This window comes from Paraburkholderia sp. Ac-20336, from assembly GCF_017105025.1.
Classification (GTDB): Bacteria; Pseudomonadota; Gammaproteobacteria; order Burkholderiales; family Burkholderiaceae; genus Paraburkholderia.
On record NZ_JAAGPS010000006.1, the window covers coordinates 100,688 to 126,802 of the forward strand.

Genomic DNA, 26,115 nt, shown 5'->3' on the forward strand with positions numbered 1-26,115 from the left:
ATTCGGAAAATCGTCATGAAGAGAATATTGATAATTGGTGGTGGGTTTGCCGGATTGTGGAGCGCCCTCGGGGCCGCACGCAAGATCGACGAACAGAACATGAACTCGGAAGTCGAAGTGGTGCTGGTGAATCCGACGGCCAATCACAGCATTCGGGTTCGGAACTACGAAGAGAATCTCGAGGAGACGCTGGTCCCTCTGGACGATGTGCTCGATCCGGCGGGCGTCTTATGGCTCAAAGGGGAAGCGACGGACATCGATTCCTCGGCGAAGCGTGTCACCGTGAAGGTCGACGGCGATGCCAGATCGATCTCCTACGACAGGCTCGTACTGGCCTCGGGAAGCCAGCTCGCCTACGCGCCGGTTGCCGGCCTCGCCGAACATGCGTTCGACGTCGATACCTACGCGGGTGCGAAGCGACTGGAACAGCACCTTGAAAACGTCGTGACGTCCACCGAGGCAGGGAGTCTGACCGCCGTCGTCATCGGCGCCGGCCTGACTGGAATCGAAATCGCGGCCGAATTGCCGAGCAGACTGCGCAGCCTCGCTGCATCTCGTGGAGATTCCCGGAGCGACGGTTCGGACATTCGCGTGATTCTCGCGGATCGCACGCCGGAGATCGCAACGGCTATGGGCGGTGCGCAACCCGTCATCGAGCATGCGCTCACCGAACTGGGCGTCGAGTTGATGCCGGGCATGGAGCTTCAGGCGGTGGACGGCAAAGGGCTGACACTGGCCGACGGAAAGCGAATCGACGCATCGACAATCGTGTGGTGCGGCGGGATGCGGGCCAATGCCTTGACGAAATGTCTTCCTGTCGAGCACGACGCACTCGGCCGCGTTCCCGTGAACGCATACATGCAGGTCGAAGGCGTTCGCGACGTATTTGCGGCAGGCGACGTGGCGCGCGCGCTTTTCGACGGCGAGCACGCGTCGGTCATGTCTTGCCAGCACGGTCGTCCGATGGGGCGATTTGCCGGGCACAACGTCGTCTGCGATCTGTTGGGTCTGCCGATGTTGTCGCTCGACATCGACTGGTATACGACCATTCTCGACCTCGGTCCTTGGGGGGCCGTCTACACCGAAGGCTGGGACCGCAAGTTGGCGGCGCAAGGAGCGCGGGCGAAGAAAGTCAAGGAGACGATCAATCGCCAACGCATTTATCCCCCGCTCACGAGGGATCGCGCGGCCTTATTCGACGCGGCGGCCCCGACAGTCCAGGCGCCCCCGCCTATTAGCCAGCAAAAGGGAGTGGAGTCGAGCGCGGAAGGATAAGCAGAAAATCTCAGTCTGAGATGGCAAAGATGACGGAAGCAGCGGGTCCGCGAGAGATTCCCTGACTTCCGTCACCGACAAAGAAAAAAACGAGACCCCTGGTTTGGAGACAGAAATGCGACTTTATATTTTCCGAAATACGCTCGGAATGGCTCTGCTATTGTCCGGTTATGCGCATGCAGCCGACTCTGTGAGCCTTTACGGAATCATCGATACAGGCATCGAATACGTTTCGCATGCGTCGGGCAATAGCGGGCTGGTCCGCATGCCGAGTCTGACGGGCGAAGTACCGTCCAGATGGGGAATTCGCGGAAGCGAGAGCCTGGGCGGAGGGATCAGTACGGTCTTCACGCTGGAGAGCGGCTTCAATTCGAACAACGGCAGCCTGGGACAAGGCGGCCGGCTGTTCGGCCGCCAGGCCTTTGTCGGCCTCGATACGCCCTACGGATTGCTATCGTTTGGCCGCCAATACAACATGACGACATGGGCATTGGCGGATGCGAATGTCCTCGGCCCGAACATCTATAGCATCAGTTCCGTCGATCCGTATCTTGCCGTTGCACGTAGCGACAATGCCGTTGCCTATAAAGGCACCTTTCACGGTGTGACCGTCGGGGCGACCTACTCATTCGGCCGCGATTCCGCCGGCACGGGAAACACGCCGGGCCAGGGTACGTGTGTGGGTTCGGCGGCCGGCCATATGTCCCAGTGCAGTCAATGGACCGCGATGCTCAAATACGACAGTGCGAGCTACGGCGTTGCAGCGGCATACGACGTACAGCATGGCGGACCGGGCGCCGCCGTCAGCTTCTTCGACGGCATGCCGCCCACACCGTTGACCGGCAATATGGACAAGGACGTCCACACCACGATCAACGGCTATGGCATCTGGGGTTCGTTGAAGTTCGGCGGCGGATGGATCGGCCGGTACGTGACGACGGAAGGGCCCGCGCCCGAGGGACGCTATGACATGTTCTTTGCCAACGCCTCCTATCAGGTCACCCCTGCCTGTCTGATCGACGGGCAGATTGTCAGGATCGTCAATGCGCAGCAGGATACCCGAGCCACGATGGCAATCGTTAGGGGAACCTATTTTCTTTCGAAACGAACCTCCGTCTATCTCCAGAGCGGTTATCTGAGCAATAGCGCCAAGGCGAGCTATACGGTGAGCCTGGGCGGCGGCGGAACCACTCCGCCTGCGGGAACCAGCCAGCTTGGCGTGATGGCGGGTATCAGGACGAGCTTCTGAAGCGGAGATCGTCCATCCACGGAGCGGGGCATCCGGGCGACTTCCTGTGTTGCACGGACCCCGCGGACTCCGCGGACCCGTGGGCGTAACTTGCGTCAGGATGAGGACTCGTATAGGCTTTGAACTACGATCCAATAAATCCTGGTTGTTTATGTCCCACATCAGTTCCGGAGTCGAATACGGCTTGCATTGCCTGCTGTATCTGGCCGACTCCGATGTGTCCACCGGCGGGGCGAGCGTGCGCGATCTCGCCGAGTTGCAGGGTGTTCCCGCCGACTTTCTGGCGAAGCTCTTCACGAAACTCGCGAAGGCCGAAATCGTGGTCGCCACGGAGGGCATCAAGGGAGGCTTCAGGCTGGCCCGGCCCGCTGCTCGCATCACCGTTCATGACGTGGTCGTCGCGATCGACGGCGAGAAAGCCCTGTTCGATTGCCGCGAAATCCGCGCGCGCTGCGCAATATTCGGCGACGAAGCGCCGGGCTGGGCGACGCGCGGCGTCTGTTCGATCCACGCGGTCATGCAGGCGGCGGAAAAAGTGATGCGCTCGGAACTCAAGCGCCACACACTGGCCGATCTCGCTCAGCGTACCGAAAGCAAGGCGCCGGCCGCCTTCGGTACGCAGGTGGTGCAATGGCTCTCGGATCGGGCTGCCAACCGGCGCGGCGACAGGGCCGAACCGGTTAGCGGCCGCAGCCGCAAGCGTGCCTGATCAGGCCACCACGACGAGGCGCGGGTCCGCGCTTGCCAGTGCCGCGGCACGGTCGGCGCCGCTCGGCGGATAGATCCACACGCTGTTGATTTCCGTCTTCAGCTTCTTCGCTTCGGCACCGGTCAGCTTGACCTGACGGTCCCAGCCTTCCGTATAGACGGCGCCCCACGGCCCGAGGTCGAGGCACGTCACGTACTTGGGCTGGCTGTACGGAATCGGCTCTTCGCCCAGCAGGTCTGCCGTGACGTTGTGGCCCGCCGAGCGGCCCAGGGCGATCGCGTGCTGGCAAGCCATCATCGTGTGGTTGCCTTCATCGTCGGTGGCGGCGCGGGCGCAGTCGCCGGTCGCATAGACGGCATCGAGGCCCTTGACCTTCAGGTTGCTGTCGACATGTAGACGTCCGAAGTTATCGCGCTCGGCGGGAATCTGTGCCGTCAGCGTGTTGGCGCGCGCGCCGGCGGTCCAGACGACCGTGTCGGCTTCGATGCGTTCGCCGCTTTCCAGCGTCACGCCTTGCGCGTCGATCGACGCCACGCCCGAGCCGAGCTTCCATTTCACGCCCAGTTCGGTCAGTGCCTGCGTGATGATCGGCCGCGGGCCGGGACCGAGGTCCGGACCGATCGCATCGTTGCGCTCGACCATGATGACGTTCACGTCCGCATCCTGGCCGAGAACCTCGCGCAGGCGGGCGGGCATTTCCGCCGCGGTTTCGATGCCGGTGAAACCCGCGCCGGCGACCACCACCGTATTGCGCCCGGCGCTTGCGGGGCGGTTTGCCAGGCCATGGAGATGGGTTTCGAGCCGCGTTGCGTCGGCGATCTGGTCGACGTTGAACGCATGTTCCTTGAGGCCGGGAATCGGCGGGCTGAACAGACGGCTGCCTGCCGCCAGCACCAGGCGGTCATAGCTCAATTCCTGACGCGAGCTGTCGGCACCGATACCCTCGACCGTCACCTTCTTCTTTTCGACGTCGATGTGGTCCACCTTGCCCTGCACGAACTCGACGCCGACGGTCTTGAAGAGGTCCAGCAGCGGAGCCTTCATGCCGCCGGGGTTTTGCTCGTAGAGGCGAGGGCGGACGTGCAGGGTCGGCTCCGGTGCGACGAGGACGATTTCCACGTCGGTGCGACCGACCATATCGAGCAGACGGGCCGAAGCCAGTGCGCTCCACGTACCGGCAAAGCCGGCGCCGATGACAAGAATCCGTTGTTTCATGTTTTATCGCTCCTGATCTGATGATCGAAGTTGAGGAAGGCATCACTGCTGCCGATAACTACGATTCTATTTGTCGTAGTTTGGATGCGCAAGCTTTTTTTCTGAAGGGCCACTCGGTCAAAAGGGAGAGATCGGCGGATGTACGCGGATCGGATGGCGCGATCGGCGATCCGCCAGGGTGGCGTGAATCAATCCCGTCCGGCTTCGATGATCGCCTGCGCGAGCCGCTGCGGCGCCGAAAACAGCGTCTCGTGGCTGCCGGGACATTCGACGAGCCGGAACAGTCCCAGCCGCTCGGACAGGCGCGGATGCCACGGCAGGCTATGCGGCATCGCGGTGTCCTGCTGGCAGTTCAGATAGGATTTGCCGAGCGGCAGCGCCGCAAGCGGGCGGCTCAGGGAGATCGCCTCGGTAAAGGTCCGGTACGGCTGAGGATTGAGCTGCGCGTAACTGGAGCGCGCGAGCGCGAGGTCTGCATCGTTGATGAAGCTTTCTCTCCAGACCTCGAACGGCAGCATCAGCGCATTGCCGTTGGCCGCGGCCATCGCGTCGAACAGCGCCGCGTGATGCGGCGGGACCAGATCCTTCAGGCACTCGCCGTCCAGCGGCACGAACGCGTTCACATACACGATGCGCCTGAGCCGCTCGGTCAGGCGATCGGCCACGCCGGAGATCACCATGCCCGCGTAGCTGTGACCGACCAGTGTGATATCGAATAATTCGTTATCCTCGATAAAGTGAACCAGCGAATCGATTGCGTCGGCGAGTCCGGTCGTGGCGCGGTCGTCGCCGGGGCGGTTGCCCGCGAGGGTCGGGCAGTGCACGGTGCAGCCGGCCGCGCGGATCGCGTCGGCCACGGCTTCGAACTCCGCACCGGTATGCCATGCGCCATGCACGAGCAGATAGGTATCGGCCATTGTTTGCCTCTCGATGGTTTTCGGGAGGCTTAGTCTAATTCGCGGCGCGGCTGTTGGATCGTTTTGTTCCGCCAACGGGATCGTCCCACGCTGCCAGTCGAAGCTCGCTCAGCGAAACTGTCGACGCAAGGCCTGCGGAGTCGCACCGAGATGCCGGCGGCACACGCGCGCGAAATGGGACGGGTCGGCAAAGCCGGCGCGGTAGCCGACTTCCGCGATCGTCAGCCGGTCGAAGCGCGCTTGTTCGAGCAGTGCTTTGGCGGTCGCGAGGCGGTTTTCGAGTAGGGCGCTGGCGAAGGTCGTGCCGGTGCCGGCGAGACACCGATGCAGGCTGCGCTCGGAAATGCCGAGGCCTTCGGCCAGTTCCTGTGCCGTCACGCGGGGCTCGGTATGACGTTCGCGAATCGCGTCGAGTACGCGCGCACGCAGTTCGGTGGCGGCCGGTGCCACCGCAGGGCCGTGACTATCGCAGGCGAGAGCGAGGAGTGCGCCCAACTGGTCGGCCAGCAGCCGGGCGGGCAGCGGCGGGCGCATCGCCATCTCGGGGGTGAGCTCGCAGGCGAAGCGGCTCAATACCGAACCCCAGCCGCGATGGCCGTCGATGCGCCGCGCGACGTGGTCGCCAGGACGAGGGAGCCAGCGCTCCACCCAGGCGGTCGGCAATTCCAGCGAGAGCGTGTCGGCCGACGACATCAGATGAAACGCGTAGCTGCGGCGCGAATCGACCAGCAGCAGGTCGCCTGGCTGCAACGCCGCGCGGTGGCTGTCCTGCTCGGCGAACCACGCGAAGTCAGTTTTGCAAAGCAGATAAAAATAGTTTTCCCGCGCGCGGGAAATCGCACGCGCAGTGCGATACACATGCTGCGTGCTGCTCCGTACGCGGTTGATGCCGATGCCTTCGAGCGGCGCCGATTCCAGCGTGCCGTGAAACGAGCTTGCCGACGCGTCGACGGTCATTTCCAGAAAGCCTTCACAGACGGCCTCGCGCCAGTAATCGAGCCGCTCGCGCGGCGATACGGCATCGGTGCTCCAGCGGCGGGTTGCCGGCATTGTCGCCCTGTTCATTCGAATCCTCGTTGCTTGCCGATCCGGTCGGATGGCCAAGTCTAGAGCGTTGGCTGAAACTGTCAACGCGAACCGCCTCGCTCACACGCTCACAATACGTCGCGTAAACGCCGAACCGCCGCGGCCGCTTCTGCGGCGGTTGCGAAGTTGGCAAAGCCCATCAGCAGACCGCCTTGCGGCGATTTGCGCAGCCGCCAGTGACTCAGTGCGTCGACGGCGAGCCCCGCGGCCTGAGCCGCCGCTGTCACGAGTTTGTCGTTTTGCCGTGGGGGCAGGTGAGCGAGCAAGTGGAGGCCGCCTGCCTGGGGCTGGATCTGCAGGGCGCTTCCCATCGTCCGGGTCAGGGCCTCGAACAGATAGCCTCGCCGCTCGGCATAGAGCGCGCGCATCTTGCGCAAGTGCCGGGCGAAGTGCCCCTGCGCCATGAAATCGGCGACGATCGCTTGCGGCAAGATGGAACCCGGGCCGGGAAGGTGGTCTGCCCTGTCCCTGAACTTGCCGACGTGCGCCTCGGGAACGACCAGATAGGCCAGCCGCAGGCCGGGGAACAGTACCTTGCTGAACGTGCCGGTGTAGAGCACGCGTCCATTGCGATCGAGGCTCTTGAGCGGGGGCAGGGGGCGACCGTGGTAGCGGAACTCGCTGTCGTAGTCGTCCTCGATGATCCATGCGCGGCGATGCCTCGCCCACTCCAGCAGTTCGAGTCGTCGCGGCAATGACAAGGCCACCCCCGTGGGGCTTTGATGCGTGGGCGTGACGACCGCGAAGCGCGCTTCGGCGGCGCTTCGCTGGCCGAGCGCCACGTCGAGGCCTTCATCGTCGACGGCGATCGGCGCGAGGCGCATCCCGGCGCGTGCCAGATGCTGCCGGGCGAAAATGTACCCCGGCTCTTCATACCAGCCGAGGTCGCCCTGCTGTAGCAACGTATGGCGCACGAGTTCGAGTGCTCCCCGGTAGCCCGCCGTCACGAAGACCTGCTCGTGCGAGCACGCGATGCCGCGCGAGATGCCGAGATAGGTCGCGATGGCATGCCGTAGAGGGGCGTATCCCGCGGGATCGGGGTAGGTCATGGCTACGGTTTCCAGGCTGCGCAGGTTGCGTCCGGCAAGGCGCGCCCACGCCTTGCGCGGAAACTCGTCCAGCGCGGGCAGGCCGAGCTGGAAGGGCCGCACCTCGCTCGCGGCGGCCTGCGGGCGGTGGGATTCGTGAGCGGAATGGACCGCGGCTCTCGCCTTGCCCGGCTCGGCCAGGTTCGCCAGCCGGGGAGAGACAACGGTTCCCGCAGCGCCTCGCGCGACGAAATATCCTTCGCTCGACAGCATCTGGTAGGCCATTTCCACCGTGCCGCGTGCGAGGTTCAGTTCGCTCGCGAGGCTGCGCACCGACGGCACGCGATCCCCCGGTTGCAGCTTGCCGGCAGCGATCGCTTCCCGGTAGCGCCGGTACAACTGCAGATAGATCGGCGCGTCTTGCTCCCGGCTCGGCTTCAGGTGCTGCAAATCCATGACAAATGCCCTATTAATTAATTCAGTTTTTGGACCTATCGAATAGGCCATGATTGTCCTAAATTAGTGTCCGTATAACAACGGACACGAATACACATGAGCACCTTTCGATTGAGTCCTATCGATAGCGATCAGGACTATCAGGCCAGCTTTGCGGTCATGCGCGAATTACGCCCGCATCTGACCGACGCCGCCACCTTCACCGCGCAAGCGCGTCGTCAGGCCGGGCAGGGATATCGCTTGCTGGCCGTATGGCAGGGCGATCAGGTCAAGGCCCTGGCGGGCTATCGCCTTCAGGAAAACCTGTTGTACGGGCGCTTCCTCTATGTCGACGACCTGGTGACGGCTGCCGACGCTCGCGGCCACGGCTTGGGCGCCAGGTTGATCGATGCCTTGCGCGAAGAGGCGTGCAAGCAGAGGTGCACGAACTTCGTGCTTGACACGGGTCTCGCCAATTCGCTTGGACAACGCTTCTATTTCCGTCAGGGTCTTCTGGCCGTGGGGATGCACTTCCGTCAGCCGCTCTAGGTCGCGCACGTAACCGCGCACGTAGCGAACCCGACTTCGTTCTAGCAGATTGCCTTGTTGTAGGAGATTTCTTATGAGTAGCCCGAAACGTTTGCCTTATCACACCCTCTCCCCCGAAGCCTACCGTGGGCTCGGCGCCACCAAAGTCGCGCTGAATAAAAGCAGTCTTGGCAAGGAGCTGATCGAGCTAGTCTGGTTGCGGATGTCGCAGATCAACGGCTGCGCCTATTGCCTGGAAATGCATGCCAAGGCGCTGCGCGCCGGCGGCGTGCCCGATAGCAAGCTGGATAGTCTCGCGGGCTGGCGGGTGAGCGAGCATTTCAGCGAACGTGAGCGTGCCGCGCTGGCCTGGACCGAGTCGCTGACGCACGTGGACCGCACACACGCTCCCGACGAGGATTACGAGCCGCTCAAGGCGCATTTCAGCGACGTCGAGATTTCGGACCTGTGCTTTGCCATTGCATTGATGAGCGCATTCAACCGGCTGGCAATCGGGATGCGGCAATAACGCGTGCCGCGCGATTCGGGCAATAGCGGCCTCGCGCAGAGTCGTGCCGCGCGACGCCACCGGGTGATCGAACCTGTCAGGTATCTTCGCGCGTGGTCGAGCGGGATCGCATTCCGGTAATGCGCGCATCCTCGCGCGCTTCATGCCGGCCGGCAAACCATGTGTGCACCTGGCTCGCAAAACCCGCCGGGATGCCTTTACCGAGAACCCCGGCTGAGAGCCGGGCGAGACTGGTTTTCGCCAGTTCGTCGCGCAGTACCTTCTCGGCATTGAGCATGACCGCATGAATGCCGCACACGCCCTGAGTTGCCCATCTGGGTGGCTTGTTGTCAAACAGGGCGCAGCGCCCTCTGACTTCCTGACAATCGAACAGCGCTTTGCGCCCCTCGACCGCATCCACCACGTCAAGGACGCTGATTTCCTCGGGCGCGCGGGCGAGGCGGTATCCGCCGCGAATGCCGCCGCTTGCTTCGACGATGCCGGCCTTTTCCAGCTTCGGGAATATCTTCGCGACGAACGCGGTTGGAACGCCTTGAATTTCCGCCAGGTCGCGGCTGCTGGGCCGATGTTCGAGAGGAGCGACGAGCCAGAGAAGGCAGTGCAAGGCGTATTCGACGCCGGTTCCGATGTATGCCATAGCACGAAGTGCCTCAACAGTCTATAACGCAGACTATATCGGGTCGTATTATGGATTGCAAGCGAGCGCGGTGCGGGGCCACGCGTGGAGCGGGCCTCTTTACGCGCTCGCGCCCCGCACGGAAGTGGACGTCAATGGGCCGAAACCTGCCAGATTCGATCGCGGAAAAGACACGCATCTGGCGTCGCCTCGCTCGATTCGACCCATATCCAGGCCTGCCGGTCTGACGCGGCGATCGGCCTGGATTCGATCGCGATTAGAGAAGATGGTCCAGAAGATCCGGTCCAAACACTTCGCGATGGATTTTGTCGGCCGGCACGCCTTGCGCCAATAGTGAAGCCCTTTGAGCCTGCATGAAAGGCAACGGTCCACACAGGTAGAAGGTCGCATTGGCGAGATCGGGATCTTCGGCAACCAGCTCGCCTGCTTCCATGCGTCCCGATCTTGTCGGCGCGTTCGCGAGCCCGGTCGCCTCACCGGACTCCACGTAAAAATGAAGCTTCAGGTGCGCAAGCGTGCGTCCGGCCGCCTCGATGTCATCGAGGTGTGCCAGGTAGGCGCGGCTTCTTGCCGCATGGGCAAATACTACCTTGCGATGGGTTCCCTGGTTCGCCAGCGCGTTGAGTACCGACACCATCGGCGTAATGCCGACACCGGCCGAGAGCAGGGCAATGGGGCCTTCGCCGTTGAGCGCAGGGGCGAAATCGCCGAAGGGCTGGCTGACCGCGAGCGTGTCGCCCGCCTGGATGTTGTCGTGAATCCAGTTCGATACCGCGCCAACGGGATTGGCGTTCACCCCCCTCTCGCGCCGTACCGAGATTCGCCATGCCATGCCATTGGGCGCATCCGAGAGGCTGTATTGACGCTGCTGGTAGACGCCGGGCCGCAATTCCACCACGACCGTTACATACTGCCCCGGGTGAAAACTCGCCGGCTGCTCGCCGGATTCCGGCACGAGCGTCAGGCTGACGATGTCTTCGGCCTGCATGACGCGCCCGGTCACTCGCATGATGTTGCGGTGGCCGGGAGCAACGCCGGAGCGCTCGTAGAGCCGGCTTTCCGCCGCGATGAGTTCTCCAGCGATCAGCCAGTAGGCTTCGTCCCAGGCTCCCAGCAACTCGGGCGTTGCGGCATCGCCCAGCGTCGTGGCAATGGCACCGAGCAGGTGTTTTCCTACGATCGGATAGTGCGCGGAGGTCAAGCCCACGGAGGCGTGCTTATGTGCAATTCGTCCGAGGACAGGGGCGAGCGCATCGCTATTGTTGTAGTTTGCGGCATAGGCGAATACCGCGGATGCCAGGGACTGCTGCTGGGAGCCATTGGCCTGGTTGCCCATGTTGAACAGGTTGGTGAGCGACGGATGTTCCTCGAACATGGTTCGATAGAAGAGCTGGGTAATCGCTACGCCATGCTCTCTGAGCACAGGAACGCTTGCATCGATATAGGGCCTTGAATTCTCGGACAGCATGCGAATCTCCAGAAAGACATATTGAAAATGCATCAAATAAGGCAGAGAAGAACCGCGTCCCTGATCTGCTGGCTACTTGATACCGGTAAAATTCTATAAAACATGCATCAGAGATGCAACTTATTGTTTGTACATCCGGAATCTTGTCCCATAAAAAAGACGCATTCTTGGTACATGTTAAGATGCCGGCTTTCTAACAGGGGCGAGACGTCTCCCCTTGTAGCGCGAGTGCAAGCGCGTTCTTCGAGTGGATCCCATGAAGCTCACCGACTATACCGACTACAGTCTTCGCGTCTTGATCTACGTGGCCGTTCATCCCGATGAACCGGTCACGATCCAGCAGATCTCAGATGCTTTCAGCATTCCCAAGAACCACCTGGTGAAGATCGTCCAGAACCTGGGGCAGAAGGGATATTTGCTGACCATGCGGGGGCGCTCCGGCGGCATTCGACTTGGCCGTCCCGCCGTGGACATCAATCTGAAGGAGGTGGTGTGCGCCACTGAGCCGGATTTCGGCATGGTGGAGTGCTTCCGCGACGGCAATCGCTGCGTCATCACGCGAGTTTGCGGGCTGCGTGGTGTTCTGCATCGAGCCCTGCAGGCCTATCTGGACGTGCTCGACGGATATTCGCTGCAGGACCTCGTAGAGAAGCCCACGGCGATCAATCGCACGCTGTCTTTGGGGATACCGGTCGAGGACATTCGGCTGGCCAGCCGCAAGCCTCGATAAGTCTCGCGGCGGCTCATCTGGAGCGTCGTTTTGCCGCAGTCTACCGGTCGTCGCGCAGGCGATAGCCCTGCGTGACACTTCGAGCGAGGCGATGTTAAGTGGTGTTAAGCGGCGCCAGGTAGCGTTAACGCTGGCAACGCCGGCGGGCAACGCTGCCACACTGATTCAAGCCTGCTTGCGTGCTCTTGCGCGCGCAGACGCCGGCTTGTCATCAAGCCGATTAGCCGTGCGATCCGACAGCCATTTGACGACCTGAACCCCGTAGGCCGGGGGAGACTTGTCGGCGACGCGTCGAGCGAGGTCATCCAGTGTGTGCTGCTTCAATTCGCTGCGCATGGCTTTTTCCGCCGCCTGCATGACCGCGTGGACCGAGCAAACGCCTCGCGTTGCCCAACCGGGAGCCGCATGGTCGAAGATTGCGCAGCGGCTGCGGATTTCGCGGCATTCGAACAACGACTTGCCGCCATCGATGGCATCGAGCACGTCGAGCACGGTGATACGATTGGCCGACCGCGCCAGCTTGAACCCGCCTTTGACGCCTTCCGTGGCCACGACCAGCCCGGCCTTGGCGAGCCTGGTGAACAGCTTCGCCACAAACTCGCCAGGCAGGCCCTGAAGCTCGGCCAGATCGCGCACGCTGGCTTCTTCCGCGGCGCCGTGAGGGCGGGTCAGGTACAGCAGGCAGTGCAAACCGTACTCGACGCCCGTGCTGATGTGAGACATGATAACTAAGATAATTTTGATCGTAGTTATGAGGGTACACAACTTTGGCTTTGCCCGCAACCACTACATCATCATCGTATCCTGACGATTTTATAACTACGACTTACATGATCGCAGTTATGGGATATACTTCCCGCGTAGCTCCTCTCGTCGATGTCCAGTTAAACAGGATGACGAAGTGCATTTGCGATTTCGCAGACCGGCTTAATCCTTGCCGTATGCGCCGCAAAGCGATAACCAGGAAGAGTCATGGATCTGCTGCGCAACATAAAAATTTTCAAGCGGGTGGCGGAAGCCTCGAGCTTCACCGCCGCCGCACGGCAACTGGAGATCACCACCGCCCAGGCATCGCGCGCCATTTCGGAGCTGGAGGTACACCTGCGCACACGGCTGTTACACCGCACGACGCGTCGCGTTGCGATGACGGAGGCCGGCAACCAGTATTTACAGCGCTGCGACGAGATCTGCTCGCTGATCGATCTTTCGGAGGACGAGGTACGTTCCACGCAGTCGTTGCCGGCGGGCGTGCTGCGCATTCATGCGCCGTTGAGCTTTGGTCAGACTTATGTGGTCCCGGCGTTGGTTCGCTACCTGGAGGCTTATCCCGATGTACGCGCCGATCTGACGCTTTCTCAGGAGACGCCGGATCTGATCGACGAGGGCTTCGACGTGACCTTGCGGATCACCAGCACGCAATTGCCCGATTCGGCGCTCGTCTCCACGCGCATCTGTACGATGCCGAGCGTGCTGTGTGCTTCGCCGGCCTATGTCGAGCGCGAGGGTACGCCCGAGAAGGTGGACGATCTGGCCGCTCATGCCTGTCTGCAACTGGTTACGCCGTATTTGCCGGTCAGCCGCTGGCACTTCGTCGGTCCCGACGGCGCGACGGAAATCGATCTGCCGCCGGGGCGATTGCGCCTGAACTCTCCCGAAGCGCTGGCGAGCGCGCTTGCGTACGGCGCGGGCATCGGACCGCTGCCGATGCCGTCCGCCGTGCCGTTGCTGACGAGCGGCAAACTGGTGCGCGTGCTGCCCGAATTCGAACTGCAGAGCATGACCATCTACGCGATGTACGCATCGCGCAAGTACCTGGACGCGAAGATCAAGGCATGGGTGGAATGCCTGCGTGCGTATGTGGCGCAGGAGATTGGCGCAGGTCGTATCTAGAAGCGGGGGCGAACGCTTCAGTCGTCCGCGAGCGGGGCCGGAATGTACCTGGCGCGCGGGCGCAGCATGAAGGCCTGAGCGCGTTGCTCGACCACATGGGCGCCCCAGCCGGCCGTGCGCGCGAGAATCCAGAGTGCCGCGGCGCTGCCGCGCGGCATATCCAGCGCGCGGGCGAGCGTGACGAGCGCAAGAGCGAGGCCCGGCGTCATGTCCGCCTCGGCTCTCACGCGCTCGACGAACCTGAGCATGTTCGCGACGTCCGGACGATCGGTGCCGCAGCGCGCGGCGAGAGAAAGGATCAGCGCCGCGCGAGGGTCCCCGTGAGGGTACAGCGGATGATTGAAACCGAACAGCGCGACGCCATGATTGCGCACGAGTTCGAGCTTCGCCTCCAGCGCGCTTTCGGTACACGTTTCGAAGAGTTGTGTCTCGACACGCGCCGTTCCCGCACCCGTCGCGTAGCCGACGTGCGCACCGATTGCCGAGGCGATGCAGTTGTAGAGGCTCGCGTCGCTGGAAGCGGCCACGCGCGCGGCGAACGTTGCCGGCGCGAGTTCGTGATCGGCGAGTACGACCAGGGTGGCGTCGACGGCCGCGACGGCCTGCGGCGTCAGCGCTGCGCCGCTCGCGCGCAGCGCGTGCGCGGCGAGACGCTCGCCCGGATTGCGCGCGGCATGGCTGCCTTCCGGTGACAGATAGCCGAAACATCCCGCGAAGGTTTCCAGCATCGTCCTCAATGCGGGCATCGCGGCGCCGTGTGCTATTTCGTGCTGGTCGCGTCCCCGCGTACTGAGCGCGATCGCGAGCATCGCCATGAAGTGGCCGATGTCGGCAGGAGTCATCGTGCGGGAATGAGCGTGCAGTAAGGTTGCCACATCGGCGGGCATATCGACGGCGGGCCAGTCGGCCTCGGCTTCCTGCCAGTTGCCGGTCACGAGAAAGTGCGCGACGACTTCGAACGCATGCCCGCCCATGGCGAGATCGATGGCCGGACGATTGCGGTAAACGGGGCCGCGCTCCTCGATGCTGGTGATGGACGACATCACCACCGGTTCGCCCCAGCGCATCGACGTCGCGGCCGTGACGGCGCGAGGCAGGCGTCCACGGCCGCGTGCCGCGAAGCGTTCGACGTCTTCCCGCGCATAGAGATGCCGGTTCGTGCCTTCCGCGGGGGTGCTGCGAATCAGGCCACGGCTCACATAGGTGTAGAGCGTCGCGGTTTTTACGCCTAGCGTCGCGAGTGCCTCCTCCCGGGTCAGGAAATCCTTCTTCGGTTTCATGGTCGATTTTCAGAATCAATCTTGATCGACTTTCGGCGAGTTCCTAGTATCACTGCCGAGATCGATTGATCGAGTATAGCTGCGAACCCAGGCGGGGCGAAGGCAGCCCGGTAATGGACGAGTCGCAGCGAAAAGAACCCCATTGAAGAGGAGATCGCAATGAGCGACGCCGCGCGCGAAGTTCCCAGTCCAACCGTGGCCGCGGAAAGCGGGCCGATAACATGGCACGTCGATGACCGGCCATGGGTTCCGTTGACCGGTCTGTTCATCAACCGGTCCGGCTACAAGACCCTCACCGATGCCGCCTATACCGGCAACGCCTACAGCATCGAACTGACATCGGTCGGACCGGGCGGTTCTTCGCCCACGCACGTCGAGCCGCACGCGCATCTGTTCTACGTGCTGTCCGGCCGCGGCGAGGTGACGGTCGGCGACGAAGTCAAGGACGTGAAGGCCGGATCGGTCAGCCCGATTTCGGCCGGCGTGCCGCATTCGTTCCGCAATCTCGGTGAAGACGCGCTCGAGATGCTGGTCGTCTACCATCCGCCGCGCGTGCGCAAGCCGGTGGCAAGCGATCGGCTCAATGCGACGGTGTGCGCGATCCATCGCGAGGCCAGGGGCATCGTCAGTATCGAATTGACGCCCCAGGCAAACGAGGCGTTTCCGCCGTTCGACGTGGGTTCGCATATCGATCTGCATTTGCCCGACGGCATGGTACGCAGCTATTCGCTTTGCAATTCTCCGGGCGAGACGGGGCGTTACGTGGTGGGCGTTTATCGCGTGCCGGAGAGCCGGGGCGGCTCGCGCTACATTCACGACGGCCTGCGCGTGGGCTCGACCATCGAAATTTCGAAGCCGCGCAATAACTTTCCGTTGCACGAAGACGCCGCGCATAGCGTGCTGATCGCAGGCGGTATCGGCATTACGCCGATTCTCGGCATGGTCCGTCGCCTGATGGCCTTGGGGCGCCCGGTCGAACTGCTGTATTGCGCGCGTTCGCGTAGCGATGCGGCATTCGTCAAGCAGATCGAAGCATTCGGTTTGCCGGTGACGTGGCATTTCAATGACGAGCACGGGGATCGGGTGGATCTGCGGCACTTTCTGGCAAGCCGTCCGGCGGATGCGCATTTCTATGCATGCGGTCCGGCGTCGATGCTCGACGACTTCGAGCGGCTCTGTGCCGAACTGGGGCGGGAGCATGCGCATGTGGAGCGCTTTGTTGCACGCGATCTGCCGGCCACGCAGCAGTCGAGCTATGAAGTCGAACTGCGGCGCACCGGGCGCAAGCTCGCGGTGACGCCCGCGAAGTCGCTATTGCAGACGCTGCTCGACGAGGGCATTGAGGTCGCGCATGGCTGCACGCAAGGGCTCTGCGGCGCATGCAAGACGCGCGTGCTCGAAGGAGAGCCCGATCATCGCGATTCGGTGCTGACGTCTGCTGAACGCGCGAGCCATGCCGTGATGACAGTCTGCGTGTCGGGCTGCAAATCGGGGACGCTCGTACTCGACCTGTAGTTCGCAGGGGTAAGGGCATGCACTGCTCCGCTAGAAGCACTTGCAAAGAGTAACAAGGATAATTATAGTCCGTGTTACATTGGGTACGCGAAATTCCGCGTCCCATCAACTTTGGTTTATCGATTCACTGGAGAGTGCGTCATGAAAATCCTGCACATCGATTGCAGCCCGAGGGAAGACTCGCATAGCCGGAAACTTTCGGCTGCCATCGTCGCGCGACTTCTCTCCGTGGATTCCGCCGTGTCCGTCGTGCGCCGCGATCTGGGCCGCCATCCCATCCCTCATACGGAGGCCGGTTATGCCACGGTGCTGTCTTCGCCGGGAGCATTGGCTTCCGTGCAGGCGGACGCGGCCACGCATCTGTCGGAGCAGTTGATCGGAGAGATCGAGGCTGCGGATATTCTGGTCGTGGGTACGCCGATGAACAATTTCACGGTGCCTTCCGTACTCAAGGCCTGGATCGATCAGATTCTCCGGATGGGCCGCACGATCGGCGTCGCGCCGACAGGGGAAAAGATCGGTCTGCTGCAGGACAAGCCGGTTTATATCGGCATTGCTTCCGGCGGAGTTTTCACGGGCGCTCGCGCGAAACAGCCGGACTTTCTGACGCCTTATCTGACGGCTGCATTCGGCTGTGTGGGATTGAACTCCCTGCAGTTTTTCGCCTTGCAGGCCACCGCGTTTCTCGACAACGATCAACTGACCGCGGAGCGTGATGCCCTGATCGCCACCATGGATACGGCAGGAATCGGCGCCGTGCGGCTGGAACGGCGCGACGGCCAACCGGGCTGATGGCTTTAACTCATGAAACAACGTTCACTCCAGGATGACACCATGCTCGTCAGAGAAGAGAATGCAATAGAGAGCGCTGGGCGCCTGGCGGTGCAAAGCATCGACCCGGCCGTATTCATCGCGCCATTGGCCGCGGCAGCCTATCCCTTCCTGCTGATGCTTTTTCATGTACTGGTCGGGTCTCCCGGGACGACGCCGACCGTCATCGATATCGCCGCTGCGGCGTTCGTGCTGGTGTTCTCCTTTGCCGCGCCCGTGCTCGGGATCGCAGTCGCATGCCGGCCGCACATTCATACCGGTTTTCGTCGTCTTGCCTACTTCAGCGTAGTCGCACCGACCTTGTATGTCTTTCTCGGCGTCGTGCAGACTTTGCTAAGCAGTCCCATTCCGGATCCCTGGGTCTGGTGTGTCATCTGGATCGCAGCTGTGGTGGGCGCGCTCCGTCATACCGGCGACGAAACGCGCCGCACCGTGGCGCCGGGTCTTGGAAAGTGGCGGGTCGCTCACGGCGTAAGCGCTGTGATCCTCTGCTTTTATGTGCTTTTCCACCTGGGGAATCATCTGACAGGGTTGATCGGCCCGAGCGCGCATGCCGCGGTCATGGATGTCGGCCGGTCTGTCTATCGGGACAGATTCGTCGAGCCGGTGCTGGTTGCCGCCTTCCTGTTCCAGATCGTCAGTGGTCTCTATCTGAGCTGGCGCTGGAGCGAAACACGGCATGATTTCTTCCGTACTTTCCAGATCGCCTCAGGTGCGTATCTTTCCCTGTTCATCCTGGGGCATATGAACTCGGTTTTCATCTACGCGCGTTGGTATCTGCACATTCCGACCGACTGGAACTTCGCGACCGGCGCGCCGACGGGTCTTATTCATGACCCATGGAACATTCGCCTGCTGCCGCACTATGCACTCGGCGTGTTCTTCGTATTGGGCCACCTCGTTGCAGGTTTCAGAGTCGTACTCAATGCTCATGGCATGGACCGACGCATCGTAAACCGGGCCTGGTTTGCCGGTGTGGCCGTGAGTGCCGTTATTGCTGCGGCCATTATCGCCGGCATGTGCGGTGTCAGGATCTAACGTACGGTAGTAGGGGCGAGGCGTGGCTCACACGACCTCGATATCGAGGCATGACGCCATGTTCTGGCGTCCTGCCTCAATGAATCACGGCTAAACGAAGCGCGAACACGGCCGGCAACATCGGCCGGGACGCTTGAATCGGTAAACGGGCTCGGTGGAAAAACACCTTGTCCGTTTTAGTGTTAATCGGGGCCGTACTCCATGAAAGGCCTGAACAGCGGGGATCTCACTCGATCCAGTTAAAACGCTGCTAGCTGCAATTCATATTTTGCGCTTCAACCCCAGGTGATTGGTCCACATAATCTGCGCACTGATATTCGCATAACGAGCGAATGCAGTTATTCAGAGGAAAGACCATGGGTTCCACAATCACCGAAAAAATCATGGCCCGTGCAGCGGGCCTGGATTCGGTTGCGCCGGGCGATGAAGTGATGGTCAAGCCGGACTTCGTGCTGGCATACGACTTCCCCGGCTACACGAATGTGTACTTCAGCCAACTGAAGAAAGACCTCGGCATCGAGCGGATCGCCGAGCCCGACCGGTTCGGGCTTTTCATCGATCACATGGTTCCCGCGATCTCGGCCGACGAAGAGGTCTTTCATGGCGAGACCCGGCAGTGGGCATCGGAGAACCGTGTTGCGCTTTTCGAGCGAAAGGGCATCGGGCACCAGGTTGCCGCCGAGGAGGGTTATGCCGTTCCCGGCGCGCTGGTCGTCCATTTCGATCCGCATATCAGCCAGTTGGGGACGTTCGGGACCCTCGCGCTCGGCATTCACCGGAACATGCTCGAAGCCTATTCGCGCGAGCGCATTGCGCTGCGTGTGCCGCATACCGTTCGCATCGACCTCAAAGGCAAGCTCAATGCGGGCGTGATGGCGCGAGACGTGTTGCATCACATCGTGAGGCAAATCGGCTCGGGCGGCTGCCGTTTCAAGGTCATGGAGTTCGCGGGAGCGGGGCTCGACGCCTTTTCGATCGAGGGGTTGCAGACGCTGACCGGGCTTGCGATGTTCACCGGCGCCATTTCCGCCATCGTGAATCCGGACAAGGAGCGCCTGCGCGTTGCCCTGCCGAGGGCAAGGAAGACCATCGAGCCGCTCTACAGCGATCCCGACGCGCATTACTCCGCGATTCACGAAATCGATTTGAGTGCGATCGAGCCCATTGTCGTCGTGCCGCCCAGCCCCGCGAACACACGCGACCTGCGGGATTTCATCGGCTTGCCCGTGCAGGCCGGGTATCTGGGGTCGTGTGCATCGGGACGCCTGGAGGATCTGAGGGCGGCAGCGGCTGTTCTGCGTGGCCAGACAGTCGCCGACGGATTCAACCTCAACATCGTGCCGACGTCCCGGCAGATCATGCTCGATGCCGCGCGCGAAGGGATTCTCGCGGCGCTCGTCGAAGCCGGCGCCTTTGTCTCGTCGCCCAGTTGCGACTACTGCTACGGACGCATGGGAACACTATCCGCGGGACAACGCGCCGTTTCCACGGGCACGCTCAATGTTCCGGGACGCATGGGCAGCGCCGACGCGGAAATCTTTCTCTGCAACGCTGGCGCTGTCGCGGCCGCGGCGATCGAAGGCTGTATTGCCGACCCGCGCGAATACCTGTGAGAACGAACATGAGCCTGAAAAATCTTCGCGGGCGTATTGCATTCGTGTTTCCCGACGATGACTACGACGTCGACCAGATTGTCGGCGTCAAGAATATCCGCATACAGGACGCCGGAGAATTGCGGCGCATCGTGATGAAATCGATCGACCCCGATTTCGTCTCGACCGTTCAGCCGGGCGATATCCTGATCGGCGGCCACAATTTCGGCTATGGTCATCCTCACTATCCCCCGATGACCGCAATGCGCGATCTGGGCATTTCCTGCGTCATCGCGGAGTCGTTTTCGCCGGGCTACTGGTGGGGCGAAATGGCGGAAGGATTTCCGCAGATTACCTGCCCAGGCATTCTCGAATTCGCGCAGCGGTGGGATCAGCTCGAAGTGGTCTGGAGCGAAAACATCGTCAGAAACAGAACCTCGGAGCGCTCGCTGCCGTTTGAACCGTTCGGCGCTTCCGAGCTTCAGATCATCGGCGAGGGCGGTCTTGTCAAATATCTCCAGTCTTTATCTTCCAGCCGCCCGTGATAGGCGCTCAAGCAATGACAACACTCCTACCCATTCGACAATCCGGTGAAGTATCGGCTGTCCTCAGAGGCGCGGCGAACGAAACCCGTGCCCTCGTCATTCCCGGTGCGTACGACGCGTTTAGCGCGAAGCTCGTCGAGAGCGCGGGATTTGGCGCCGTCTATGTCGGCAGCTATGCGACTGCGGCCGCCGCCTACGGCATGCCCGACGTCGGCAGCCTGACGCTGGACCAGCTCGTCGACCATGCGCGAAAAGTCGTCTCGGCGGTTTCGGTGCCGGTGATCGCCGACGCCGAAGGCGGTTTCTTCGAGCCCGGCAATATCTGGCGCACGGTACGCGAATTCGAGCAGGCTGGTGTCGCGGCCATTCATATCGAAGACCACGCCGGCGGCAAACACACCCATTTGCCGCAACGTCTGATTCCGCTCGAGCAGATGCTCGCGCGACTGCGCGCGGCGCTCGACGCGCGCAGTTCCGCGGACTTCATCATCATGGCAAGAACCGATGCGATGTGGGCGCTGCAAGACGAGAACGAAGCGATTCGCCGTATCAGGGCCTTCGCGGAGATCGGCATCGAGTACATTTTCGCCAATGGCGCGACGCCGGAAACGTTGCGGCGAATTCGCAGGATGGTGCCCGCGAAATACGTCACCATCGGTCATCCCTCGGTGACCGATCGCAGCCAATGGGACGGCGCCGCGGATATCGTCCTCGATTACGGATTCTGCCTGCAAGCCGTGGCGAAATCGCTGGGGGCGGCGCTGGCAACCTATCGAAGCTCGTCGGATACGAGCCGCACCGACGCTTATATCGAGCCCGCCGATGTGTTCGAAGCACGTCTTGGCTACGACGCGTTTACGGAGCGGGCGAATCGCTATATCTGATTCGCCCGCTCACCGGATCGCGCATATGCCGCGCGCGATCCGGCTTCTCCCTGGCCGACCTCAGCGCCGGATAACCGCGAAAACCATCGGGCCAGCGCGGAGGTTGCGCAATCCAATGATCAGGATGTCATACGAATGAGAACCGAACCGGCTCAATTACTCGCCGACCATTTTGCCTTCCTCGAAGGTCCACGCTGGTACGGCGGCCATCTCTGGGTTTCCGATATCGCGGACATGAAGCTTTATCGCGTTACCGTTGAGGGCGATCGCGAGGTCGTCTGCGAGGTTCCGCATCGCCCGTCGGGGCTCGGCTTTCTGCCGGACGGCACGCCGGTCGTCGTGTCGATGGTCGACCGGAAACTGATGCGTATCGTCGACGGCAAGCTGGTGCTGCACGCCGATTTGTCCGCACTCGCGCCCGCCGATCTGAACGATCTGGTCGTAGACGGGCAGGGGCGAGTCTATGTCGGAAACTTTGGCTACGATCTCTTTGGCGGTGCCGGCAAAGCGCCTGCCGATCTCTACGTCGTGGAACCGGACGGCTCGGCGCGCGTCGCCGCAAGCGGATTGGATTTTCCTAACGGCGTGGTACTGAAGGACGGTGGGCGGACACTCGTGGTTGCGGAGTCATGGTCGAATCGCCTCACCAGCTTCGAGCGGGATGACAAGGGCAATCTTTCGGGGCGCCGCATCTATGCGGACCTGAATGAGCATCAACCCGATGGCATCTGCGTCGATCGCGAAGGCGGCGTATGGGTGCCGTGCTTCAATACCGGGGAGGTGCTCCGTGTTCTGGACGGCGGTGTCGTCACGGACAGGATTTCGCTGGGAGACCGGCGCGCCGTGGCTTGCCAACTCGGCGGCCATGACGGGCGGACGCTGTTTTGTTGCACGTTCGACGGTCCGCCGGAAGATCTGATGAGCCGAAAGCGGCTGGCCGCGATATATACATTGCGTGTTGCGATTCCAGGCGATGGATGCAACGTTGCGTGATGTTGCCGCGCGCTTCATCGGGCGCGGATTCATCGTGTGCGGATACGGCGTGTCAGCGCGCCTCGGCGCGGGAGAACCGGCCGGCTCTCCCGCCGTGTCCTTTCGTGCGTTACGCGGACGCCACTCGCGCAACGGCCCTGAGCAATGGCGCAGGCGTTGCCGGCAGCGCAGCGATCTTTGGCGAAGCCTGGTCCTGAGTGTCCGTTAACGCATCGAGTTCGCGCTGCATCTGTGTCAGCCCTTCCTGAATCGTCGTTCGAAGATGCTCGATCAGGGTGCGAACCTTGGCGTCCGGGTAACGTCCCGGAGCGTATATCGCGTACACGTTAAACGGGCGAAGCCGATATTGCGGCAGCACCCTCACGAGCGCGCCACTGCGCAGATCGTCGAACACGCTGTAGACCGCGAGCGCACCGATACCGGTGCCCATACGCAACGCATGAGCGAGCGCATCGGGCGTATTCACCTGGAACGGCGACGCGTTCACGGGCACCGTCATGGCGCCATTCGCATTTTCGAGGTGCCATTCGTTGGCCGGCCCAATAGGACTCGCAAACCGCAGCAGTGTGTGGTTCGCAAGATCGGCCGGCTCGCCGGGTTCGCCATGCGCGGAAAGATACGCCGGCGAGGCGACGAGCACGGAATGCGTCGTTCCGAGAATGCGGGCGACATAGCCGGAATCCGCGAGTTGCGACGCGCATATCAGCGATACGTCGTAGCCGTCTTCGACAAGGTTCGGCACATCCTGCTCGACGCCGAGTTCGACCGTTACGTCGGGATGATCGGCCTGATAGGCGAGCAGCGATGCGGTGACGAAACGCTGGGCGAGCCCGGGTGACGAATGCACGCGCAGATGGCCCGAGAGCGTGGTCACCATGCTGCGTGCCTCGGCGTGTGCGAGATCGACATCGGCAAGGATGGCCTTGACGCGCTCGTAATAGCGCGCTCCCGCTTCGGTCAGCGAGAGATGGCGGGTGCTGCGGCGGAGCAGCGTGGCCTGCAACTGCTTCTCCAGCGACGAAACAGCGCGCGAGATCTGGGCCGTGGTCGTATCGTTTTCATGCGCGACGGCAGTGAAGGTGCCGGCTTCGACGACGCGAACGAACATGCGCATGCTTTGAATGGTGTCCATGACAGACGTTCCTGCTAAAGCGCCGAAGCGAATCCGGCATGGACGTATAGTGCTCATTTTTGACGTTTATGTCAAGAATGAGCATTGCTGCCGTTGAGCGACGCTGTGCTCGATTACCGGCATCGGATGAAAGGGTGAGTATCCGTCGTGCCGCTTAAACAGCGGAATACTGCTGCCTACACTGGGAACCACGACGAAGCACAGCCAAGTCGTCAGCTATATCACCCTTTCCAATGAGGTATCGATCATGAAACGCAGACTCGTTTTTTCCCTTCTGGCACTCTCGTTTGTTCCGGCGCTGACATTTGCCCAATCCGGGCATTCCGTCACTCGCGCCGAGGTTCGCAGCGAACTGGCCCAGCTTCGGCAGGCCGGATACGACGGCGATACCGACGCGTCTTACCCGACAAAACTTCTGGAAGCGCAGAGCCGGATCGCCAGCGGCCACGTCGGGACGTCGGCGACGGACGTAGGCGGCCGTGTTAGTGGATCGTCGCAGTCCGGCGTAGCCGTGCGGGGCAATACAGGCGAAATCCCCGGTCTGCGGTCGATCTATTCCGGCAATTGAAGTTCAGGGCGGACTTTTCAGTGCCGAGATCCGCAGAGTGGACATCGGTGCGATCCATCACGCGCACGGAACCGATGGACCGCCCGCACGCTTCGGATTCCGTAGCGTATTCGTTTTCTCTATGGCAGGCACCTCACGCCCCTCGCTATAGGCACAGGCAGCTGTACCTATAGCGAGGGGCGTGACGACAGTCCGTTTGAGACCACGGAATAGCCGGTTATATTTTTTCCAGCGTAGGATACAGCTCGATATTTTCCTTCTGAATCCGCTCGTGAAGCGCCTTGAATACCAGGTTCGCTTCGGACCGGAAGCCGTCGGCGTCGTCGGCGATGCGTCGAGCGGACAGCCATTTGCCGGCAAACTTCATGTAGGCCGCGCTCAGATCCCCCATTTCCGCCTGGTAGCGATGGCCCAATACCGCATGCGACCGGTCGGACGATTTCTGCAAGGCCGGATACAGCACCGCGTCCTCGACCGACAAATGCAGCTTGATGGTGGCGCTCATGGAGACAATCTGCCTTGCGATCTCCGCGGCGTGTTCCGCAACGCCGGCTTGACTGAGGCTGCGCAATTGCGTCACGGTACTCATGATCTCAATGTGCTGTTGTTTGAACTTGTCGATATTCATGTCACTTTCTCTTTGGCCATTTGATTTTCTATTTGCTGTGTTCCCCATGCGAGGAAAATCGAAACGATATCAATCGGGCCGTGCAGCAGACAGGTGCAAGAAATGAGCATCGAATCAGGACATCTGCAACATGCGCATGAGATCGGGTTGGGTCAAAGGAACGAATAGCGTTTATCGATTGGCGTTTCGCCATTCACGATATCGGGCGGCCAATTTTCGTGTGCGAATCCGATCGATAACGAGACTGTAGACGGCCGAATACGAACGCCGGGGACGACGTCCCGCGGCGATGGCATAAAGCCGGCGCTTCACGAGCGCCATGGTCGCGAGCCCGGCCGCTGCCTTGTCTTGCCAGCGGACCGCAACGAGCGGCGCATCGACCGGCTGACCGTCATGCCAGCGTTGCGGCAGGTCCGGCACGGATGCAAGCGCGGTGGCCATGCCGACAACCGCGACGCCCGCGTCGAGCACCGATTCCGCGATTGCCTGCCGGCGGATGCCGCCGGTCGTCATGACGGGCATGCGGGCCACGGCGGCGATCTCGCGCGCGAACCTCAGAAAGTAGGCTTCGCGGGCCAGCGTGCGGCCGTCCGCGGTACGTCCCTGCATGGCAGGACTTTCGTAGCTTCCGCCCGAAAGCTCGACCAGGTCGACGGCTTCGTTGTTGAGCCACAGCACGATTTGCCGGGCGTCATCCTCGGAAAATCCGCCGCGCTGGAAATCGGCGGAATTGAGTTTGACCGCGACGCCGAATGCCGTGCCGACGTGCTCGCGCACCGCGCGCACGACGGACAGCAGCAGCCGCGCGCGGTTCTCGAGTGAGCCGCCCCATGCGTCGTCGCGTCGATTGGTCAAGGGGGACAGGAATTGCGAGATCAGGTAGCCATGTGCCGCGTGGATTTCGACGCCGTCGAAGCCGGCCGCCTGAGCCGCCGCCGCGGTATCGGCGAAACGCTCGACGACCTCGTGGATTTCGCCGGCAGTCATGGCACGCGGCCGAGCAAAAAGCTTGCTGTGGCGCCCGAGGTCGAGTGCGATCGCGGATGGCGCCCAGGCGTCATGCCCCAGCGCCGCGATGACCTGGCGGCCGGGGTGATTGATCTGCATCCATGTGCGCGCGCCGTGCCGCCGCGCTGCTTCGGCCCAGCGCCTGAACGGTTCGAGAGGCGTGCCGCGCTCCAGCACGACACCGCCGGGACCGGTCAGGGCGCGCCGGTCGATCATCACGTTGCCGGTAATCAGCAGGCCGGCGCCGCCCGCTCCCCACGCGGCGTAGAGACGCCAGAGCGCGGGCCCCGGCAGTTGTCCGGCGTCGGCCAGATTCTCTTCCATCGCGGCTTTCGCGATGCGGTTCGGCAGGGTATGACCGTTGGGGAGAGGAAGCGGAGCGAACAGTGGCGATACCATCGGGCG

Annotated in this window: 27 protein-coding genes and 1 pseudogene; 16 read left to right on the forward strand and 12 right to left on the reverse strand. The window is 62.1% G+C overall.

Annotation, left to right across the window (positions count from 1 at the left end; all coding sequences use genetic code 11):
- Window positions 1-15: 15 nt before the first annotated feature.
- The 3 genes from GXB81_RS04650 (at window position 16) to GXB81_RS04660 (ending at window position 3,233) form a co-directional block, all read left to right on the forward strand.
- Window positions 16-1,275, forward strand: a complete 1,260-nt coding sequence (locus GXB81_RS04650; protein WP_205988503.1) for an FAD-dependent oxidoreductase — start codon at window positions 16-18, stop codon at window positions 1,273-1,275.
- 148 nt (window positions 1,276-1,423) lie between these two features.
- Window positions 1,424-2,524 (forward strand): porin, encoded by a 1,101-nt coding sequence (locus GXB81_RS04655; RefSeq protein ID WP_167047209.1) that lies wholly within the window; start codon window positions 1,424-1,426, stop codon window positions 2,522-2,524.
- Between the two features lie 151 nt (window positions 2,525-2,675).
- Entirely contained in the window at window positions 2,676-3,233 is a 558-nt protein-coding gene (locus GXB81_RS04660) for an Rrf2 family transcriptional regulator (protein ID WP_167046957.1), read from the forward strand.
- Here the strand turns inward: GXB81_RS04660 and GXB81_RS04665 are convergent, their stop codons facing one another.
- The 4 genes from GXB81_RS04665 to GXB81_RS04680 form a co-directional block, all read right to left on the reverse strand.
- A complete protein-coding gene (locus tag GXB81_RS04665) occupies window positions 3,234-4,448 on the reverse strand; it encodes an NAD(P)/FAD-dependent oxidoreductase (protein ID WP_167046954.1) in 1,215 nt (404 codons plus the stop codon). It lies immediately after the preceding gene.
- Between the two features lie 188 nt (window positions 4,449-4,636).
- A complete protein-coding gene (locus GXB81_RS04670; protein ID WP_205988504.1) occupies window positions 4,637-5,365 on the reverse strand; it encodes an alpha/beta hydrolase in 729 nt (242 codons plus the stop codon).
- A 108-nt stretch (window positions 5,366-5,473) separates the two neighbouring features.
- Window positions 5,474-6,430 carry a helix-turn-helix domain-containing protein gene (locus GXB81_RS04675; RefSeq protein WP_205988505.1) on the reverse strand — a complete coding sequence of 319 codons (957 nt, stop codon included), beginning with the start codon at window positions 6,428-6,430 and terminating at the stop codon, window positions 5,474-5,476.
- A gap of 89 nt (window positions 6,431-6,519) precedes the next feature.
- Window positions 6,520-7,935, reverse strand: a complete 1,416-nt coding sequence (locus GXB81_RS04680; protein WP_205988506.1) for a PLP-dependent aminotransferase family protein — start codon at window positions 7,933-7,935, stop codon at window positions 6,520-6,522.
- Between the two features lie 96 nt (window positions 7,936-8,031).
- On the opposite strand from GXB81_RS04680, the gene GXB81_RS04685 reads away from it, so the two are divergent.
- Window positions 8,032-8,463 (forward strand): GNAT family N-acetyltransferase, encoded by a 432-nt coding sequence (locus tag GXB81_RS04685; RefSeq protein ID WP_167046945.1) that lies wholly within the window; start codon window positions 8,032-8,034, stop codon window positions 8,461-8,463.
- A gap of 73 nt (window positions 8,464-8,536) precedes the next feature.
- Window positions 8,537-8,971, forward strand: coding sequence for a carboxymuconolactone decarboxylase family protein (locus tag GXB81_RS04690; RefSeq protein WP_205988507.1), 435 nt, complete (start codon window positions 8,537-8,539; stop codon window positions 8,969-8,971).
- A 76-nt stretch (window positions 8,972-9,047) separates the two neighbouring features.
- Here the strand turns inward: GXB81_RS04690 and GXB81_RS04695 are convergent, their stop codons facing one another.
- Together GXB81_RS04695 and GXB81_RS04700 are read right to left on the reverse strand one after the other, a co-directional pair.
- On the reverse strand, window positions 9,048-9,608 hold the full coding sequence (locus GXB81_RS04695) for an Rrf2 family transcriptional regulator (protein ID WP_167046939.1): 561 nt from the start codon (window positions 9,606-9,608) through the stop codon (window positions 9,048-9,050).
- 256 nt (window positions 9,609-9,864) lie between these two features.
- Window positions 9,865-11,076 (reverse strand): globin domain-containing protein, encoded by a 1,212-nt coding sequence (locus tag GXB81_RS04700; RefSeq protein WP_167046936.1) that lies wholly within the window; start codon window positions 11,074-11,076, stop codon window positions 9,865-9,867.
- Between the two features lie 256 nt (window positions 11,077-11,332).
- Here GXB81_RS04700 and GXB81_RS04705 point away from each other — a divergent pair, with 256 nt between their 5' ends.
- On the forward strand, window positions 11,333-11,806 hold the full coding sequence (locus tag GXB81_RS04705; RefSeq protein ID WP_167046933.1) for an Rrf2 family transcriptional regulator: 474 nt from the start codon (window positions 11,333-11,335) through the stop codon (window positions 11,804-11,806).
- 165 nt (window positions 11,807-11,971) lie between these two features.
- Here the strand turns inward: GXB81_RS04705 and GXB81_RS04710 are convergent, their stop codons facing one another.
- On the reverse strand, window positions 11,972-12,529 hold the full coding sequence (locus tag GXB81_RS04710; RefSeq protein ID WP_167046930.1) for an Rrf2 family transcriptional regulator: 558 nt from the start codon (window positions 12,527-12,529) through the stop codon (window positions 11,972-11,974).
- A gap of 249 nt (window positions 12,530-12,778) precedes the next feature.
- On the opposite strand from GXB81_RS04710, the gene GXB81_RS04715 reads away from it, so the two are divergent.
- Complete coding sequence (locus GXB81_RS04715; protein WP_167046928.1) at window positions 12,779-13,696, forward strand: LysR family transcriptional regulator; 918 nt, start codon at window positions 12,779-12,781, stop codon at window positions 13,694-13,696.
- Between the two features lie 17 nt (window positions 13,697-13,713).
- Here the strand turns inward: GXB81_RS04715 and GXB81_RS04720 are convergent, their stop codons facing one another.
- Window positions 13,714-14,976: a citrate synthase gene (locus GXB81_RS04720; protein ID WP_241016236.1), complete on the reverse strand. Its 1,263-nt coding sequence runs from the start codon at window positions 14,974-14,976 to the stop codon at window positions 13,714-13,716.
- A gap of 159 nt (window positions 14,977-15,135) precedes the next feature.
- Between GXB81_RS04720 and GXB81_RS31330 the strand changes: the two are divergent.
- The 4 genes and pseudogenes from GXB81_RS31330 to GXB81_RS04735 form a co-directional block, all read left to right on the forward strand.
- A pseudogene (locus GXB81_RS31330) lies at window positions 15,136-15,525 on the forward strand (cupin domain-containing protein); the annotation flags it as partial.
- A gap of 15 nt (window positions 15,526-15,540) precedes the next feature.
- A complete protein-coding gene (locus tag GXB81_RS04725; RefSeq protein ID WP_346777777.1) occupies window positions 15,541-16,491 on the forward strand; it encodes a PDR/VanB family oxidoreductase in 951 nt (316 codons plus the stop codon).
- Between the two features lie 141 nt (window positions 16,492-16,632).
- The gene (locus GXB81_RS04730) at window positions 16,633-17,283 is read left to right on the forward strand and encodes an NAD(P)H-dependent oxidoreductase (protein ID WP_167282932.1); all 651 of its coding nucleotides are present in this window, start codon (window positions 16,633-16,635) and stop codon (window positions 17,281-17,283) included.
- Between the two features lie 12 nt (window positions 17,284-17,295).
- Entirely contained in the window at window positions 17,296-18,360 is a 1,065-nt protein-coding gene (locus GXB81_RS04735; RefSeq protein ID WP_205299250.1) for a hypothetical protein, read from the forward strand.
- Between the two features lie 338 nt (window positions 18,361-18,698).
- Here the strand turns inward: GXB81_RS04735 and GXB81_RS31335 are convergent, their stop codons facing one another.
- Window positions 18,699-18,923, reverse strand: coding sequence for a hypothetical protein (locus GXB81_RS31335; RefSeq protein WP_240159190.1), 225 nt, complete (start codon window positions 18,921-18,923; stop codon window positions 18,699-18,701).
- Between GXB81_RS31335 and GXB81_RS04740 the strand changes: the two genes are divergently transcribed.
- The 4 genes from GXB81_RS04740 (at window position 18,924) to GXB81_RS04755 (ending at window position 22,374) form a co-directional block, all read left to right on the forward strand.
- A complete protein-coding gene (locus GXB81_RS04740; protein WP_240159188.1) occupies window positions 18,924-19,973 on the forward strand; it encodes an aconitase family protein in 1,050 nt (349 codons plus the stop codon).
- 8 nt (window positions 19,974-19,981) lie between these two features.
- Window positions 19,982-20,497, forward strand: a complete 516-nt coding sequence (locus tag GXB81_RS04745) for a 3-isopropylmalate dehydratase (RefSeq protein ID WP_167046916.1) — start codon at window positions 19,982-19,984, stop codon at window positions 20,495-20,497.
- Window positions 20,498-20,511: 14 nt separating this feature from the next.
- The gene (locus GXB81_RS04750) at window positions 20,512-21,381 is read left to right on the forward strand and encodes an isocitrate lyase/PEP mutase family protein (protein WP_167282927.1); all 870 of its coding nucleotides are present in this window, start codon (window positions 20,512-20,514) and stop codon (window positions 21,379-21,381) included.
- 135 nt (window positions 21,382-21,516) lie between these two features.
- A complete protein-coding gene (locus tag GXB81_RS04755; RefSeq protein WP_205988509.1) occupies window positions 21,517-22,374 on the forward strand; it encodes an SMP-30/gluconolactonase/LRE family protein in 858 nt (285 codons plus the stop codon).
- Window positions 22,375-22,483: 109 nt separating this feature from the next.
- Here the strand turns inward: GXB81_RS04755 and GXB81_RS04760 are convergent, their stop codons facing one another.
- Complete coding sequence (locus tag GXB81_RS04760; protein ID WP_205988510.1) at window positions 22,484-23,506, reverse strand: LysR family transcriptional regulator; 1,023 nt, start codon at window positions 23,504-23,506, stop codon at window positions 22,484-22,486.
- A gap of 247 nt (window positions 23,507-23,753) precedes the next feature.
- Between GXB81_RS04760 and GXB81_RS04765 the strand changes: the two genes are divergently transcribed.
- Window positions 23,754-24,074 (forward strand): DUF4148 domain-containing protein, encoded by a 321-nt coding sequence (locus GXB81_RS04765; RefSeq protein ID WP_167046904.1) that lies wholly within the window; start codon window positions 23,754-23,756, stop codon window positions 24,072-24,074.
- A gap of 217 nt (window positions 24,075-24,291) precedes the next feature.
- Here the strand turns inward: GXB81_RS04765 and GXB81_RS04770 are convergent, their stop codons facing one another.
- A complete protein-coding gene (locus GXB81_RS04770; protein WP_167282922.1) occupies window positions 24,292-24,702 on the reverse strand; it encodes a hemerythrin domain-containing protein in 411 nt (136 codons plus the stop codon).
- Between the two features lie 171 nt (window positions 24,703-24,873).
- Window positions 24,874-26,109, reverse strand: coding sequence for an NADH:flavin oxidoreductase/NADH oxidase family protein (locus GXB81_RS04775; RefSeq protein WP_205988511.1), 1,236 nt, complete (start codon window positions 26,107-26,109; stop codon window positions 24,874-24,876).
- Window positions 26,110-26,115: the final 6 nt, after the last annotated feature.

What these genes read in the sequence shown, in the direction of transcription:
- GXB81_RS04755 (WP_205988509.1), top strand. Translation starts at nt 21,517, where the DNA reads ATGAGAACCGAACCGGCTCAATTACTCGCCGACCATTTTGCCTTCCTC.
- GXB81_RS04680 (WP_205988506.1), bottom strand. Translation starts at nt 7,935, where the DNA reads ATGGATTTGCAGCACCTGAAGCCGAGCCGGGAGCAAGACGCGCCGATC.
- GXB81_RS04735 (WP_205299250.1), top strand. Translation starts at nt 17,296, where the DNA reads ATGAAACAACGTTCACTCCAGGATGACACCATGCTCGTCAGAGAAGAG.
- GXB81_RS04665 (WP_167046954.1), bottom strand. Translation starts at nt 4,448, where the DNA reads ATGAAACAACGGATTCTTGTCATCGGCGCCGGCTTTGCCGGTACGTGG.
- GXB81_RS04730 (WP_167282932.1), top strand. Translation starts at nt 16,633, where the DNA reads ATGAAAATCCTGCACATCGATTGCAGCCCGAGGGAAGACTCGCATAGC.
- GXB81_RS04765 (WP_167046904.1), top strand. Translation starts at nt 23,754, where the DNA reads ATGAAACGCAGACTCGTTTTTTCCCTTCTGGCACTCTCGTTTGTTCCG.
- GXB81_RS04650 (WP_205988503.1), top strand. Translation starts at nt 16, where the DNA reads ATGAAGAGAATATTGATAATTGGTGGTGGGTTTGCCGGATTGTGGAGC.
- GXB81_RS04715 (WP_167046928.1), top strand. Translation starts at nt 12,779, where the DNA reads ATGGATCTGCTGCGCAACATAAAAATTTTCAAGCGGGTGGCGGAAGCC.
- GXB81_RS04710 (WP_167046930.1), bottom strand. Translation starts at nt 12,529, where the DNA reads ATGTCTCACATCAGCACGGGCGTCGAGTACGGTTTGCACTGCCTGCTG.
- GXB81_RS04670 (WP_205988504.1), bottom strand. Translation starts at nt 5,365, where the DNA reads ATGGCCGATACCTATCTGCTCGTGCATGGCGCATGGCATACCGGTGCG.
- GXB81_RS04720 (WP_241016236.1), bottom strand. Translation starts at nt 14,976, where the DNA reads ATGAAACCGAAGAAGGATTTCCTGACCCGGGAGGAGGCACTCGCGACG.
- GXB81_RS04760 (WP_205988510.1), bottom strand. Translation starts at nt 23,506, where the DNA reads ATGGACACCATTCAAAGCATGCGCATGTTCGTTCGCGTCGTCGAAGCC.
- GXB81_RS04750 (WP_167282927.1), top strand. Translation starts at nt 20,512, where the DNA reads ATGACAACACTCCTACCCATTCGACAATCCGGTGAAGTATCGGCTGTC.
- GXB81_RS04740 (WP_240159188.1), top strand. Translation starts at nt 18,924, where the DNA reads ATGGTTCCCGCGATCTCGGCCGACGAAGAGGTCTTTCATGGCGAGACC.
- GXB81_RS04685 (WP_167046945.1), top strand. Translation starts at nt 8,032, where the DNA reads ATGAGCACCTTTCGATTGAGTCCTATCGATAGCGATCAGGACTATCAG.
- GXB81_RS04770 (WP_167282922.1), bottom strand. Translation starts at nt 24,702, where the DNA reads ATGAATATCGACAAGTTCAAACAACAGCACATTGAGATCATGAGTACC.
- GXB81_RS04705 (WP_167046933.1), top strand. Translation starts at nt 11,333, where the DNA reads ATGAAGCTCACCGACTATACCGACTACAGTCTTCGCGTCTTGATCTAC.
- GXB81_RS04675 (WP_205988505.1), bottom strand. Translation starts at nt 6,430, where the DNA reads ATGAACAGGGCGACAATGCCGGCAACCCGCCGCTGGAGCACCGATGCC.
- GXB81_RS04775 (WP_205988511.1), bottom strand. Translation starts at nt 26,109, where the DNA reads ATGGTATCGCCACTGTTCGCTCCGCTTCCTCTCCCCAACGGTCATACC.
- GXB81_RS04690 (WP_205988507.1), top strand. Translation starts at nt 8,537, where the DNA reads ATGAGTAGCCCGAAACGTTTGCCTTATCACACCCTCTCCCCCGAAGCC.
- GXB81_RS04695 (WP_167046939.1), bottom strand. Translation starts at nt 9,608, where the DNA reads ATGGCATACATCGGAACCGGCGTCGAATACGCCTTGCACTGCCTTCTC.
- GXB81_RS04700 (WP_167046936.1), bottom strand. Translation starts at nt 11,076, where the DNA reads ATGCTGTCCGAGAATTCAAGGCCCTATATCGATGCAAGCGTTCCTGTG.
- GXB81_RS04655 (WP_167047209.1), top strand. Translation starts at nt 1,424, where the DNA reads ATGGCTCTGCTATTGTCCGGTTATGCGCATGCAGCCGACTCTGTGAGC.
- GXB81_RS04660 (WP_167046957.1), top strand. Translation starts at nt 2,676, where the DNA reads ATGTCCCACATCAGTTCCGGAGTCGAATACGGCTTGCATTGCCTGCTG.
- GXB81_RS04745 (WP_167046916.1), top strand. Translation starts at nt 19,982, where the DNA reads ATGAGCCTGAAAAATCTTCGCGGGCGTATTGCATTCGTGTTTCCCGAC.